This is a genomic window from Tardiphaga sp. P4_G1 (genome assembly GCF_056401215.1).
This window is the reverse complement of sequence record NZ_JBFUJU010000009.1, coordinates 125,818-142,521: the sequence shown is the minus strand read 5'-3', so window position 1 is coordinate 142,521 and position 16,704 is coordinate 125,818. Positions and strand designations below refer to the sequence as shown.

The window sequence follows — 16,704 nt, the reverse complement described above, 5'->3', positions numbered from 1 at the left end:
GGTGAAAAGCTGGAAGCCGAGCAGTGGACGCAGTTAGCCCAAGGATCAATCTTTCACTTTTGGGCCGTTTCGTCCTGACGGGGCCCGATGGCGCAATAGGCCTGCCGAACAAAAAGCTCGCTGCACTGCTGAGTTATCTGGGCTGTACGGGGCTTGCGCCCCAGCCGCGCGAGCGGCTTTCGACGCTCCTATGGGGCTCCCACTTCGACACCCAGGCCCGGCAGAACCTGCGCCAGGCACTTTTCAAAGTTCGTCAGGTTATCGGCTCGGACGCCATCAAAAGCGATGGCGAGTCCGTATGGCTGAACCCAACCGTGGTGTCGTGCGATGTCGGCCGGTTCGAGGCACTGATCCGGGATGGTAGCCACGATGCGATGCGTACGGCGGCGCTTCTCTACCGGGGTCCATTCGTGGACGATATCGGTGTCAACGAAGAGAGCTGGAGCGAGTGGCTAACCGGCGAACGCGAGCGGCTCCAGGAACTGGCTTTGAACGCACTGGTCGGCATTGGCCGGCAAGAGTTGACCGCCGGCCGTGTCGACCAAGCCTTGCAGGCGGGCCAACGAGCCCACGCTCTCAACAACATGCGAGACGACGTCCACCGTTTAATCATGCAGGCGCTCGTCGCCAAGGGCCGTAGAACCGAAGCGCTGACGTATTATCTAGATATCGTTTCGATGTTGAAGCGCGAGCTCAGCACCGAGCCAGATGCTGCGACGCGGGCGCTCGCCTCAGAAATCCGAGGCGCTGGAGCGGCCGACACGCCAGAGGCGCACGGCTTCGAGCCGCAGCATGCCGCGCCTGCCGTCGTTGAAGCATTTCCCCCCGCCGGCCGTGCTAGGTACGCGGCAACTACGGCGAACATCGATGATCTCGAACAACGCCAGTTGACGATACTTGTCTGCAAATTAGTCGGCTCGTTTTCCGATCGGCTGGATGCGGAAGATGTCCACGATCTGATCACGGCATTCCACAGGATGACCGCGGAAATAGTGGCGCAGTTCGACGGATTCGTCGCGCACTATGAAGGCAGCGGCGCGCTTGTCTATTTCGGGTATCCCGCTGCGCGTGAGCATGACGCCGAGCAAGCGGTTCGCGCTGGTCGTGCCCTTCTAGATGCCGTCGGCACCTTAAAAACCTCCTTCGGCACCGCGCTTCAGGCCAGTGCCGGCATCGCCTCCGGCCTTGTTGTTGTCGGCGAAAAAACAATCGCCGGCGACAAGAGGCAACACGTCGCGATCGGCGATACGCCGAACTTGGCGGCGCGCCTGCAGGCGGTGGCCGCATCTGGAGAGGTTGTCATTGCAGAGGGCACACGACGTCTCGTTGGCCAAATGTTCGATGGCCGAGCTTTGAGTACCGCGGAAGACAATGCCTTGCCACCGCTGGCGGCCTGGAAGGTCAACGGCGAGAGCCCAGCCGCCAGCCGCTTCCATGCGCGGCGAGGACCAGTGATATCCCCTCTGATGGGCCGCCAGGATGAGGCCGAATTGCTGCTTCGCCGCTGGAGGCAGGCCAAGCTTGGCGACGGAAGTGTGGTGCTGCTGTCGGGCGAAGCTGGGATCGGCAAATCGCGCCTTGCGGAGAATCTTTTAACAAGCATCGAGAACGAGTTGCATACGCGCCTGCGCCTATCCTGCTCGCCACATCATTCGCATAGTTCGCTCCATCCCCTCATCGATCTTTTCAATCGGGTGATGAACTCCAAAAGGGACGATGCCCCCCGATCGCAATTCAATCGGCTGCGCGACCTTCTGACGCCTGGAACGCACCTTCCAACGCGTGATGTCACGCTGCTCGCGGAGCTGATGGGGATCCCGCCCGATACGCGGTACGAGGCGCTGACTGCCAGCCCAGAGCAGAAGCGCGAGATGACTTTCGCAATGCTTTTGGGCTGTTTGACCAGTGCTGCCGCGCAGCGTCCCGTCCTTATAGTCATAGAGGACGTTCACTGGATTGATCCGACATCTCTGGATCTCCTTGACCGGTTGGTCACCCGGGCTGCGGCTCTACCGATAATGGTGGTCGTTACCTTCCGTCCGGAATTTCAGCCGACTTGGCTCAGCCAGCCAAATGTCACCATGCTGTCCCTGAATCGCCTCCGCCGCAGCGATAGCATCGGCATCATCGGTCAAATTACGCAACACAAGCAATTACCATACGATGTTGTCGAGCAAATCTTGTCGCGAACAGATGGTATTCCTCTCTTTGTCGAAGAACTCACGGCCACGCTGCTCGATAGCGGGCTCCTGCGTGAGACAGCCGACGGCTATGTCAGTGAAGGACCGCTGCCGCCGATCGCCGTTCCGACGACACTGCAAGCCTCTCTGGCGGGCCGGTTGGACCGGCTGGGAATTGCGCGAGATGTGGCGCGCATCGGCGCCACGATTGGGCGGGAATTCTCCCACGGACTGATCTCGGCGGTCTTGAACTGGTCTTCCGCTGAACTCGATGCGGCGATCGGAGATTTGATAAGTTCCGGCCTCATTTCTCGCCGCGGGACGCCGCCGGACGTTAGCTATTCTTTCAAGCATGCGCTTGTGAGAGATGCGGCCTATGCCACCATGCTCCGGAGCCGCCGCCGGCAACTGCATGCCGCCGTTGCTGTTGCGCTTGTCGAGCGTTTCCCAGCGGTGGTGGAAAACCAGCCCGAAACCATCGCCCACCACCTCGAAAAGGCCGATCGTGGAGGCGAAGCGATAGGGTACTGGATCACGGCCGCACGGCTCGCGCGAGCGCGCTGGGCCAACCGCGAGGCCGTCGAATTTTTTGAGAAGGCGCTTGGTCTTCTGGCGACATCGCCGCAGACCAGCAAAGCCATGACGGCAGCCGTCGACGCCCGGCTCGAGTTGCGAGCAGTTCTGGCGCAGCTCGCTGAACCAAGGCGAGCGCTTCAGTGCCTGCGCGAAGCCGAGATTCTCGCCAACCGGCTGGATGACCATCACCGGCGTGGCCGGATTCATGCGCTTACGACAAACGCCCACACGTTGCTCGCCGAACTGAACAAAGCTCTGGCCTGCGGTAAACGCGCCTTGAAAGCGGCTGATCGCTTGGCGGACGAGCGGCTTCGTGTTGTCGCAACAACTTATCTGGAGCAGGCGCATTTCTTCCGAGGTGATCATCGGGTCGTCGTGGACCTCGCTACCGAAAACATTGCCAGGCTACAGGGCGATTGGACATCCGACTCCTTCGGAATCGAAACGCCTCCATCGGTTTACGATCGCGGCTGGTTGATGATGAGCCTCGCAGAACTCGGCCGTTTCAAAGAAGCGTCCAGACCGGCGGCGGAGGCACATTTAAGCGCCATGGCAACGCAGCATGCGCATTCGATCGGCTGGGCAGACATCAGCGCCGGGACCGTACACATGCTGAGGGGAGAATGGGCACACGCGCTCCCGTTGCTCGAACGTTCGGCCATGATGAGCAAGCAGGGCAATGTCGGTGTATTATACCCGTCATTGGTGGCCTGCCTGGCCTGGGTGACCGCGCAGCTTGGTGACGTGAACGAAGCCGAAGGTCGGTTGAAGGAAGGCGAACAACTTGTCCAGCTTCATAGCGAAAGTGGTTACCTCGGTCTTCTGGGATGGCTTTTTTTACGGCTCGGCCGGAGCGCGCTGGCGCTAGGGCGCCTTGAGCACGCGCATGGCCTGGGCGAACGCGCGCTGGAGGCTTCGCGGCGGCAGCCGGGATTCGAGGCCCATGCGCATCTCTTGCTTGGGGACATCGTGACACATTCCGGTCGAGATGCCGAAGCCGGAGAGCGACACTTTCGTCGTGCGCTTGCACTCGCCAGAAAGCTTGGCATGTCTCCGCTGGTAGCTCACGGACTACATGGGCTCGCTAACATCTATCGCGGTGCAGGCAAACTGGATCAGTCCGACAAGCACTTCGGCGCCGCGACCGCTATGTACCGCGAAATGGATATGTCATTTTGGTTGGATCGGGCTGAATTTGAGATGCGTCAGACTTCCAGATCATATGGCTCACATGGAAAGCCCATACGTGCGTAGCTATCATTGGAGAATAATGAGCAAGCCGGGCAAGTGTCCTTCAGCGTGAGTGCCTTGCCGGTCCCGAGGCGACGCCAGGCGCCGAGCAGTCGGCCGGCGGGGCCCGGATCATCGCGGTTCTGGCGCAGATACCAGTGATCACGCAGCATCGCTTCGTCTTCGCTGCGGCCGCCCTGCCCGGCCAGCCTAGTTGCGCATGTGAGCGCGAGGCGCTGACGCCACAACGCGCCGAGCAGATGCTCGTCGCGGGCGATCGGGTGCAGCGCCGCCAGCGCTGCGCCGGCCACAAATGGCGCATCGTCCGCGCCGCCCGGGACATCGCGCAGCCGCGCCCAGCCCGGCATCGGCGGGAAGCGGCGGGGTGGTGCGGGAATCGTTCGAGCACGGGAGGACATGCCGCAGCGTAAGTCGCCGCGGCGCTTATTGCCATTAAAACGGCCGAAACCGCCCCAGGTTATGGTTAATAAAAACGAACGATAATGTTGCCTTATCGTTCGTTTTTCGCGTGGGGATCAAAATGAGTCCCGAGGGGCTCAGTGCTGAATTCGATCTCTCGGAAGGCTCCGTGCCGGCTGAGAGTGCGGCTCCGGCTAATTGATCGTTGGGCGGGGGAAGTTGCGACCATCAGCTGCAATAGAATCCCAACCCCGCGAGACCGGGGTTGTCAATCGCCGCGGGTTCGCGGTTCAACGCCATCATCCCGCTTCGGACCGGGCTCGTCGAGGGGGTGATCTCGTCGCCTCCTATTCCGGTTATCACCGCTTTGGGGGGCGGAAGGGGCGCGATGCAGGCGTCGATTCCAGATCTGAAGAATTCATCGCTCGGAACTCGACGGACCGGGGCGGGCGTGAACGAGAACGGCGAGCATGAAGACGATGGTTCGGCAATGTCGGACAGGGCTAGAAGCCGCACAATCTCGTTTCGACGTGCGATCTGCTGAGAGTCGACGGGACCCGCGTGTACGAGCCCGTAGCTCAGAAGTCTTGCGGAGCGTCCGACATTACGCGCCGTGCGCGGCAACGCGACCGAGACGCATGACGAATCCAGGCCGCCGCTTAGTTCGAGCCCGGCGCAGCGGGCCGCCTGCAGTGGTGGCGCCAGAACTTCCGCGATCAAGTCAAGAAAGTACAGGGCGGCTTCCGAATGCGAAGCGAGCACCGAGGTCTGATGCCCTCTCGGTTGCCGAGGCTTGTGGATCGCGAGATCGGCGATCGAGGCTCTGGCATGCTGGCCGCCTGCGAGCAGTTTGACACCGCGAACGACCGTATCGGTAGCCGCCGAGGCATAACTGCCGAGGAATCCATCGGGTCAGTACGATGGCATTGCTCGGAAAGCTCAATCATCGCAACACCGATTTCGACGTCGAGATAATTGGCGTACTCGCAGCAAGACTGCTTTCGTGCGGAGAAAGGCGGCGGAGATACAGATGACAAACGAACGTCAGGATCGGCATAGTGCCCCTTAGTGAATGCCCTTCACTAATGAGTTCACCGGCGGAAGTAACACAAGTCGACGACAGGCCATGACGACGGTCGGCGACGCCCTTACGGACAAGCCATCATGTGGGCGACCGGGCCAGTTTGACGAGATGCATGAATTTGCGCTCTCTAGTCCCCCCGCGATCCACGCTTCACGTCAGCCAGGCGCTGCGCTTCATCGTAGGAAAACTCGCCTGCGCCTAACACCTGTACCCGGCTGCGCGGATCCTGCAGCCGATTGTCGCTGCGTTTACGGATATCCTCATCGTCTTTTGTACGCTGATCGTCTCCGCCGCCATAGCCCAGCACTTCAACAATGATCACCGATGGCCGTTCGTTGCCATTGCCCTGCTGGCTCGCATCCTTGACCGCATCAGCAGCCGCCTTGTCCTTGGTCTCGGCCATCAGATTGACCACCGGTGCTTGTGCCTTCGGTACGCCTTTGCTCTCGCCGCCAACCTTGATGTTGTCGGTGTTCAACACAACGAGCGCAGCGACGTTGAAGTTGCCGGCGACACGAATGCCGGCATCACCTGCATCCACCGTGCCGGACGGTGCGACCATATCGAGATCGCCGGGCTCGACGCCGGCGAAGCCGACGATGGTGCCGATGCCGGAACCGCTGATGTCGGCTTGCTCCTTGGTCAGCGTTACCGTATCCACATCGGTTTCCGTCAACGGCGCCTTCGGCACGCGCGTAGTCTTGGCGCCCTTGCCGGCATCGATATCGCCGAGCGTCGACCAGATCGTCACGTCGCCGCCGCTGAAGGTGAGAATGCGCGAACGGTTCACAACCACATCGTCGCGGGCCGCGATATTAACCTGGCCGAAGCCGAGAGTAACGAGACCATCACCCGGATTGACGGCCTGATTCAATGCGGCAACCTGAAGGCTGCCGCCGGGGACCAAGATGTTGATGTCGCCACCATGTTCGGTGCGGATTAGCGAATTGGCTGACAGCACGGAGCCCTTCCAGGTGTCGCCCGGGAACAGCGCCGCGATGGCCTGATAGCCACGCCGGTAGCCCCCGTTCAGCGGACGCCCGTCCGCATCGCGCTCGTTCTGGTCGCGGCCGGCCATCCGGAGTTCCTGCATATAGATCTGGCGCAGGAAGCGTTGCTGGGTGAGCGCGGGAAGCGACTGGAATGTCTCCCAGGCCTGCAGCGGTGACAGAGTCTCGCCGGTCGTCTGCTTGATGAAGGCGACCAGGCCGGTGCGGGTCAGTTTGCTCCTCCCGTCGGCGAGAGCATTGGTCTCGTTGACCAGATAGAGCGGCAGTATCCGACCATCGACCGTGGTGGTCAGATAGTTGGGCATCGTGCTCACCATGGACGGATCGAGATAGGTTTTCGACACAGCGGCATAATCCGGCTGTCGGCCATTCAGGCCGGCAATCATGTCGATCGATGCCCCAGCCTCCGAGAGACCTTTGACTTGCGCATCCTTGACCGGTCCAGATGCGTTATAGCTTTCATTGCCCTGACTAATGATCACCTGCGAGGCTGCATGGATGTCACGTCCGGCCGTCAGCAACAGCGATCCCGGCCCCTGGATGACGGTGCCAAGGGTACGTTCGGTATTGAGATTGTTGTTGAGGATGTCGTTGCCCGCGTTCAGCCATGTTACGTCGGTGGCGTGAAGGTTGCGCAGATTGAGCGTCAAGTCGCGGATATCCGTTTTGGCCGACATCAGCGTCTGTTCGTTGGTGGTCACGTTGCCGCTGCGGATACTGCCGGTCATCGCATAGATACGGCTCGGCTCCCTGTCCCCGGCATTCAAAAGTACGGATGGATTGGCGACCTCACGGAAATAATCCATGCTAAGCGCGTAGTAGCCATATGGATCGATGGAATTGGTCAACAGCGCGAGGAAGTGCGCCTCCGACTGGCTCGACCCCGGATTCAGCTTGATGCCACTCCCGAACGGCCGGAGAGCCGTAGGCAGCATTTCAGGCGTGGCACGCGACATCACGAGATTGCCTAGCGTGACGTCCTGCCCGGCCAGCACCGTCAATCCGCCACTACTGGCGGGAAGCACGTTCATGCGACCGGGATTGGAAATCGAACCGTTCAGCGCAACAATGTTGGTGAGTGCCGGATAAAGATTCGCGTACAGATTCGCGAACTGGACAAACAACGTACCGTTCGCGTTCTCATGCCAGAAATTGGTAGTGTTTACGTCCTGCGACAGATAGTGAACCTGATTGACCAGCGTGATGTTGCCGCCGGTCGATGCCAGACTTAACCGCGTATCGTCGGTCTGACTGAGCATGAAGGTCTGACCGTCGGAAACTGGCTTGGACGGGTCCAACGTCATCAGCGGATCGAGTACGGCCTGCAGCCGCAGGTCTCCTGCCGTGCGAACATTCAGGGTCGCGTCCCCGAGTGCCAGCACAGGCGCGATATCGTAAGATGTCATGACACCTACGGCTGTATCGAACGACCGCCCGCGAACCGTTCGCCCAATGGCGAAGGTGCCTGCATCGAGCGCACCAGCACCGCGCGCAATGTAGTAGTTGCCGGCCTTGATGTCACCGCCGGCGACGACGTTGAGCGCACCACCATTGTCGATCTGCAACGAGCGCAAGGCGCCTTGGACCGTGCCTCCATGAACACGCCCCGTGGTCGCGAGCACGACGGTCAGATTGTCGAGATCACCACCCGCCTGCACATCGATATTGCCGCCGCCGAGAACGCCGATGCCTTGCGTGAAGCGGCCGTAGTTGATCCACCAGGTCGCCTGCTGACTGGTGAACAAGAGCTGGTCGTCAGTCACGCCATCCTTCTTCAGCCAGTTGGTGTAGAGCATGTTGTCGGAATTATCGACGGGCAGTGTGGTGCTGACATTGCCATTGGCCGCGATGGCGAGGTTTCCGCCGAAGATACCGTATTCGGCGCCAGGCGGCGCGACAAAGTCGGAATGAACCGTCGTATCGTTGCGGCCCGCGGTGTAGATCACCGATTCGTAGTGCGCGAGCTCGATGTTACCGCCGGCTTGCACAGCGATATCGCCAGTCCCGGTACGGATCTGATAGCCATGGGTCGCATCGCCGACGATCAGCGAACCCTTGCCGGCTGCGAGCGCCGCGAGCGGTTTGACCGATAAGGCATCTGCGGCTCCGAGGTCTGCGCCGGCCACCAGCTTTATGTCCCACGAATCCTGCGCCAGCAGCGCGCCGCTCCGCGTGACGTCACTGAAGCCGTCGCTGATATGACCATTGATGTTCAGGTTTCCTGCGGCACGCAAAGTGAGAGCGCCTTCGCGCGCAGTCAGCCCCGACAGATCCCAATCGACGTTCAGTGAGAGATCGGTATCGCTGCGGATTTCGATGCCCGATGCAACGATGACATCGTTGCCGGCATGCAGGCGCGCTTTGATATCGTTGCCGTGGCCGACAAAGTCGTTGGCGACCGCATTGGCATGGTCACGCAGGGCGGCATCGACGGTAGTCACCGTCGTTCCTGGACGCCACACGCCCTCGAGCACCGTAGACCGCGCACCGACGATCGTGGCCGACAGAGTATCGACGGCGACATAATCGGGGCCGGCAACCTGCTCGGCACGGAAACGCACCTTGCCGCCATTGCCGCCGGAGACATCGATGATGCCGCCCTGGACATCGAGGCGCCCGCCGGACGCAGTCAGCGCGACGCGGCCGCTGCCGAGCGCCGTCGTGGACCGCGCGAACAGATTGGCCGTCCCCGTCATCACCAGACCGTTGCCGGCGGAAATCGCGATATTGCCGCCATAGGCCGCACTGCCATCGACGGTGCCGGTGATCGTAACCTTGCCGGCATCCGTGCTGAGATCGAAGTTTTCCACTTGCGTCACGCCATTGAGCACGATGTCACCGCTGCGGATTCGGAACGTGCGCGAGCGCGAGAAACCGGCGGTTGCCAGTTGTTGAGAGAAGCCGGCGAAATCGGGCAACGCACCGATATCGAGCGCGAACGCGCCGCCCTTGCCAGATGCAGCATGCGCATCGATCTGACCATTCAAGGTCACGCTACCGCCACCGGAGGCGATGGCTGCCAGTTTTCCGGCGTCTCCGCCACCGGACGCCGCGGAGAGATTCAGCGTCGAACCGGCATGGGCCACAACACTGCCGCCAACGGATGTGAGCTCGATACTGCCAGCACTGGCATAGTCCGTGACGTCGTTGAACGTCTTGCCGAACCCGCCGACATCGATAATGGCACCGCCCAGGACATTGACGTTGCCCCCGGTTGCGGTCAGCGACACGCTGCCGCCGAGCGCATCGATACGACCGCCGAAATCGACGGCGGCGCCCGTCAATGCCCAGCGTGAACCGAGACTGTTGACGTCACGAGCAGCGGTCGTGTCATGCGCCGTGACCGTCAGGTGGCCTGTGGTAACGATGGACTGGCCCGCACCATTCTCGCCCATGAGGAGCGGCGCCACCAGTGTGAGATTGCCAGATGCATCCAGACTGCCATCGCCCTGCCCGGCAATGACCTTCGCCGCCGTCAGCGTGACGGCGTTGAAACCGCGCATCGTCTTGGCGCCCGCACCGAGCACAATGCGCTCGGCATTGACCGCAAGCGTGCCTTGCGCCGTAACCAACGGATCAACGAAACTACCACCGCTGTTACGCAGCAGGATCGTGTTGCCGGTCACCGTCGTCGCGCCAGCACTGTAACCGACCATTCCGGCCGCATCGAGTGTGACCGACCTGAGACCGGCCGAGCCAAAATCGATTCCAGTGTGGAAGTCGAACGTGGAGTAACTGCGCAACGTGAGATTCTGCGCCTGACTGAAGCGGGCCAGACCGGCCGCATCGAATACGAGGCCCGAACTACCGCCGCCGAATCCGATCTTGCTGCCGGACAGCGTGACGTCGGTAGCGGAGATCTGCGCAGAATTTGCAAGCGTAGTGTTGCGGGTAGCGTCGATCAGCAGTGCCTTGCCGCCGGCAACCACAGCACCAGCACCGATATCGACAGTGCCCGGCGCCGTACCATCGATATCGGTGCGACGAACGCTGGCGACGGTGCCGTTGGACAGACGCATCAGCGCGCCGTAGTCGCGCGCGGGCGACGCCACTTGCGGCACGATCGTGATATCCCCGGAATCGCTGGTCGAGACACCTTCGGCCCGTAGCACGCTGCCGGCAGCGATGGTGATGTCGCCGTTCGCAGCGAGGATCATCTCGGGGCCGGTCAAGGCGCTGTTCGCGTCGTTACGAACCACGATGCTGCCGGCCTGTACCGTAAGCGAGACGCCGAGATTGGTTCCCGTGCGGACGCCTCCGAGCAGCAGACTTGCAGCACCGAAATTGCTGAGCCGGCTTGCATCGATGATCAGATAGCCGCCAAGGCCACTGGTGTCGGCTCCGGCCCCGACCACCGCGATATTGGCCGCTGCGATGTCGACGATACCCGCACGACCACCCGCTGCGGCCTGCGACAGCAACTGCCCATCCAATACGAGCTGGTTGCTGGCCCTGAACACGATGGCGCCGCCATCCGACGGCAGCCGGGGCGTCACCACATCAAGACCGAGCTTGCGGTATTGCACCAGCTTGAAAGTATCCGAAGCAAAGAAGTCATTAGCGCCGGCTTCGTTATATTCGGAATAGGAACGGATCACGCTGCCGTCCATCACACGCCAATTCGACGCGCGCACATCTGCCGAGCCGTCGAGACCGCTGCCGAGACGGCCGGACATCAGCCATGTCCCGTCGAGCATCCTCACAGCATTCCGGACAGAGTTTCCGGTGCTCCCGGCTGTGACCTGGACGGCGAAGCCGCCGGGCAACAATGCGTATTTCGCTGGCAACAGATTGTACCAGCCCGCTTCGAGACCGCCGCCGCCAGCCAGCCAAATGCGGCTGCCCACTGCAACACCGCCGCTTTTCGGTGCGGTCGCCGACCGTGACGAGGGAAGAACTGCGTAAACGCCGTTCATCGCCAGAATATCGTGCGAGCCACCGCTGCCAACGACGAATTCCGAAGCCCGTAGATCGCCGCCGCCGCGAATATCGACTTTCGCGCCCACAGCCACATTGACCGCCGGTGCATCGAGGAGAAGCTTCTTTTCCGGCGGCGCTGCGATCACGGTCGGCAGACCGCTGCTCACCGGCAACGCCCAGTCTTCACCGTTCAACAGCATGCCGTAAGGCACCGTCAGCCCTTCGCCCGACACCGACACGGTGGCGCCCGTCCCCAATGTGATTTCGCGCGTGGCCTTGAGCGTCAGACTGCCGAACGGCACGCGCACGGAGCCATAGATGTCGATGTCTCTGGACGACAGAGTGAGGTTGCCGCCGGCCGACAACGGCGCGGATGGCGCACCGTTGGGCAATACCAGGATTTTCTCTGGCGCCTTGATCATCGCCGTCGTTTGCGTCGATGGATAGATCTGCCCGGCTTGCAAGGTCAGCGCGCCATCGACATCGAGCAAGGCCGTCGCGCCAACCTCGAACGCGTGCATGCGGATTTCATTGGCCACGAGCCTGGTGTTGCCGTAGCCGCGGATAACACCGGACGTGATGTCGATCAGGCCGGCGTCGAGCAGCAGCGTTCCCGAACCACTGCTCGTGTTCGCATCCGCCACAGCCAGATCGAGGGCGAGATAGCCTGCGTGAATCTCCGCGCTCGCGGTCGGCGTCGCAGCCGAAATTTTGCCGGCGATCGAAACTGCCGCATTCTGCAGATTGAGCACGACGCCGTTGTCGAGCCGCAGCATGCCGGGGAGATTGACACCGCCGAAGCCACCGCCACTGATGGCATCCGCAGACATCGTCATCCCGGCATAGACGGTGTCGTCGATCCGGATTTTCGCTCCCGGCGTGTAGACGCTCGTCGTGCCTATACGCGTTGCGCGATAGAAATACTTGTTGATGAGAACAACGGCCTTCTGGTCGATGGTCGGATCGATGACCCAGGGCACGACTGCACCGCCTCCTTGCGCGTCCGCCGCACGGCCGCTCACAATGCGCGGGGTCAGCCCGATGACCGACGGCAGTGCATTGATCGCAGTTTTCATCGCAATGGGAATTTTATACGCCGCCGTCCCGTATTCGTCATAGACATCGAGATCGAGGACAAGCGTGGAGATCGGCGACCCCGCCATCGTTCCGCCGATGAAATTGTACGTGCCCGACGCGGCGTTCGCATAGTATGTGCCAGTCGCCGCATCGAAGGAATACTGGCCGCCAGTTCCGACCAGCCGGAAGTATCCCATATACGTGCCGGCCATGCTGTTCTGAACGGAGCCGGACGGCACTCCCGGGTCGACGATGTTCAACCTGCCACCAGACGCGCCGGCCCCTCCCGCCCGGGCGATCAGCCTGGCGTCGATCTTCGATCCGCCGATGCCTCCGCTCGTCAACGTGATCTCGCCGCCGTCGCTGGTCAGCAGTAATGTCGCATCGCTGTCCCGTGCGCGCTGGGGATCGTCGATCATGCCGCTGGTGCCGGACACATCGACCAGAGCCGATGGATCGAGCGTGAGCCCGCCTTTCAGGCTGACAGATCCGCCATCGAGAACATTGCCGCTGCGCAGACCGGTGCGCGGATCCGTGTAGATCGTTGCCTCGCCTCTGGCCAGGATCTGAGCCGTGGCAGCCAGCGTCACGGTCTTCGCATCGATCGACACCGCTCCGGCAGGGGCAACGATCGTGCCGGCAACAATGACGCCCCCCGTCTTTATTGTGCTCGCAGTATGCTGCGAGAGGGCAATGCTTCCCCGAACATCCGTCATCAGAGTAGCGCCGGCACCCACCGTGACCGTATTGAACGCCGTGATGCCCAGGCTCGCCGGCTTACGCGCCAGACGTTCTTGCAAATCAAGCAACCGGACGGTGCCGATATCGGTCAGCTTCGTGCCCGTGGCAAAGGACGATGGGTCGACGCCAGTCAGATCGACATTCTGCGGCAACTGACTGACCGTTGTGCCGACGGGAACCATGGCGTTGCCCATCGTGGAGATGGAGACGGCGCGGAAGCCGCGATCTGCAAACAAAGTGTCATGCAGATGGAATGTTGCAGCATCTGCCGGCGCTGTTCCGCCGACCTGTACATCAGCCAGCACGCCGATGTTGAGCGTGCCGCCGGATCCAGCCGCATAGCCACGCAGATTGATACCGTCGAGACTCTTGTTGGAGAGGTTGGTGAGCGTGATCGAGCCGGCGTCGCCCAATTTTAGTTTCGTCTTTGCGCCATTCGCACTCAGTCTGGCGCCACCGGAGACATCGATGGTGGCTCCGGATGCAATGGCGACCTCGCCTTTGACCCCTGACGCCAGCGCATTGGCATCCACCGCCAACGTAATCGTGCCGCCATTGATCTGCGAAAACGGCGCCGGTCCGCCATCGGCAGCGTCGTTGAGCCAGCTTCCACTGACGTCGAGAACCGCTTTGGTACCCACGCTTATCTTGTTTCCGACCCCAATACTGATAGTGCCGCCAGCGATGCGGATACTGCCGTTGATTTCTGCGGTGGCTGGTAATGCATCGCTCGGGGCGCCATGCTGGAGGACGTTCAGCGTTGCGCCCGGCGTCAGATCGAGTTGCGCGCCCTCCTCAAGCCTGAACATCTTGTTGTAAGTGATGTCGATCCTGGCCATGCCCGATCGGTTGAGGATGCCATCCTCGATGTAGACTGTCTTCGCGCGCGCAGGCTGCTCGCGCGTCATATCGGCGTCGTTCAATCGCGGATCGTAGAAGGTACTCGGCAATTTGCTGGCGACGGTAAAGCCACTGCCAAGCGTCGGCGCAGCATGCGTGATCACGAATGTTGAACCCAGCCACGGTCCCTCCGGAACGCTGCCGCCCCCAAATTGCAATATACCGGCGGTGGCGGGCTTGCCATTTGCCAGCTGGCGTCGGCCCGTGATGACGTGGCCGTCGAGTTCACCCTCCATGGCCAGACCGGCACCGTCATAGATCAGGATGCTACCGGCATTGCGGCCTTCGATATAGCCCAGTTCGAAACGTCTTACGGTGTTGCGATCGAATATAGTTCGCCACGTCTCCGTCAGGTTGATGCGTTCATGATGACGCATGAAGCTGCCGGGAAATCCGACATATTGCTGGTCGGGCATTGCGTTGCCGATATCGTAGATACGACCATCGGCGCCCAGCAGTTTGGTCGTGGTGATCCAGCCATCGGTGTAGCGCACCGAACCGCCGGACACGTCGAGCATCGCACCGGCACGAATGATCGTCTCGCCGCCCGCCCTCAGAGAGATCTTGCCACCGGCGGTCGATAGTTCGGCGAGGGTCGTGTTGCCGGTTCCGATCCATCCACTCGCATCGCCGATCGGCGTCCCTTCCCAGCGTCCGGTCTGGTAAGTGCCGCTCTTGTCCTTGAACCACTGCACGCCCGCCATTGGGCCATCGGCAAACGTCCCATTCACGCGCTTGTCGATATGAACCGTCGCGCCACGCAACCACGAGTCGATATAGAGAACGCTGTCACGCAACTCGTTGATGCGCAGCTCCGCCGTCACATTATTGGTTTCCATCGCGAGCACCACGTCACGCAGACCACCAACGCTGATCAACGCATCGGAATCCATATATATGCGGCTGCCATCGTCAGTCTTGTCCAACGCGCCAGGCACGGCGCCGGGAATCGTTGGCGGAAGCTTGCTGGCGATCACCGTGATCGTGCCAGAAGGTGCAACGACGCTGGCTCCGGATTGAATGTCAATCAACGTGCCGCGCAGATCGATCGTACCCGCGCGATAACGCGTTCCGACATTGCTCTGCTCGATGACGCTTGTATCGGTCAGGTCCGGCATGACCATCGTGAGGCTGCCCGAACCGAGGCTCAGCTTTCCGCTGCCCCACGAATAGAGGCCACGACCGGACGGGAAGTCGGTGTGAACTCCCACGATGCCCTGACTCCAGGCACTGATATTGATGGAGCCGTCCTGATTGTTGAGCGCGGTCGATGCGACCACCGTACCGCTCTGCTGAATCTCCCGGCCCTTGATCGTAATATTGCCGCGGGGAGCTTCGATGGCTCCGGTATTCGACACGAGATATCCGACGCTGGCGGCACGCGCGTCCATTTCAGTCATCACCGCCACATAAGCCGGGCTTATGTTGGGGTTGCCGACCGCCCTGCTCAATAGCAAATAATTCGGCAGAGCCGCCAACGGCGACGACACGGCAAAGTCAAGGCCGCGTATGGTAGTGCTCGCGTCATTCAACTTCGGATCCGCCAGCCAGACATTTTCGCCCGCTCCGAAAAGCACCTGGCCGTTCGGCGTCCGGATCGTTCCGGCGTTGGCGACACGTGGTGCGAACAACATCGCCTTGCCACCGCTATGGCTTTCGATGATTGCGCCCGCCTCGACAACGACATTTCCTGGCGTCCGGCCGTAATGAACGATGTTCGTCGGCTCCGTGTCGGTCGAACTGTCCCCGAAGGTCGGAATACCGTGATCGAAGCCGTCGCTCCCAAAGATGGAGAGCGTGTTGTTGATACCCGCTCGAAACTGCTCGTTGCTCAGGCTGAGCGAGGACGCCACGAACGTGTGGACGTTGACCTGGCTCGCTCCGCCGAACACGATGCCGTTGCGATTGATGACATAGACTTGCCCATCCGCCTTGATGGTACCGAGAATCCGGCTCGGTGCCAGCGAGGGATCTGTGACGCGGTTGAGCGCAATCCAGTTGGCCTTGTCGGCACCGCCGGCCGTCTGGTTGAAATACAGATCCGTCTCGCGACCAATGTTGAACTTGTCCCAGGTCAGGATCGCCTTGGCCTCGGTCTGCTTGATCTCGACCTGCGTCCGTCCGCCCGTGGCCGTCTGCGTGGGTAGATTGGCGCCCTGCCACAGACCAGCGCCGCCATCAGTCGTGCCCGGGACTGCACCTGGCGCCACGACGAGGCCGCCCGGCGCCAGCCCATTCGGCACCGCCGATGCCGCAGCGGCAGCAGCCGCTGCCCGCGCTGCCGCCTGCACGCCACGCATATTCTCCATCGCGGCCGATGCGCGACGCATCGCCAGCGACGCCGCTTGGGCGGCCTGCTGGGCGCCAGCCTGTGCCGCCACCGCGGCCTGCGTGGTCACCGGCGTGGAGGCGCTGCCGTTCAGATTGCGGGCACCGGCGGCGCCCATCGATCCAATCAAAGCCAGTGCGCTGGCACCTGCGAGAAACACCGCCCGGCGGACGATGCGGGAGGAGCGACGGGCACTGGCATGGAATGCGGACATGACTGCACTTTCAGATCTGGCAA

The 16,704-nt window shown here is 61.6% G+C and carries 3 protein-coding genes; 1 reads left to right on the top strand and 2 read right to left on the bottom strand.

Features of this window, described 5'->3' with window-relative positions; all coding sequences use genetic code 11:
* The first annotated feature begins 23 nt into the window (after positions 1-23).
* Positions 24-4,010, top strand: coding sequence for a BTAD domain-containing putative transcriptional regulator (locus AC1DUY_RS22110; protein ID WP_478117087.1), 3,987 nt, complete (start codon positions 24-26; stop codon positions 4,008-4,010).
* Here AC1DUY_RS22110 and AC1DUY_RS22105 read toward each other — a convergent pair.
* Positions 3,962-4,405: a DUF1403 family protein gene (locus AC1DUY_RS22105; RefSeq protein WP_478117085.1), complete on the bottom strand. Its 444-nt coding sequence runs from the start codon at positions 4,403-4,405 to the stop codon at positions 3,962-3,964. The genes AC1DUY_RS22110 and AC1DUY_RS22105 overlap by 49 nt on opposite strands.
* Before the next feature lie 1,212 nt (positions 4,406-5,617).
* Positions 5,618-16,681 (bottom strand): filamentous haemagglutinin family protein, encoded by an 11,064-nt coding sequence (locus AC1DUY_RS22100; RefSeq protein ID WP_478117083.1) that lies wholly within the window; start codon positions 16,679-16,681, stop codon positions 5,618-5,620.
* Positions 16,682-16,704: the final 23 nt, after the last annotated feature.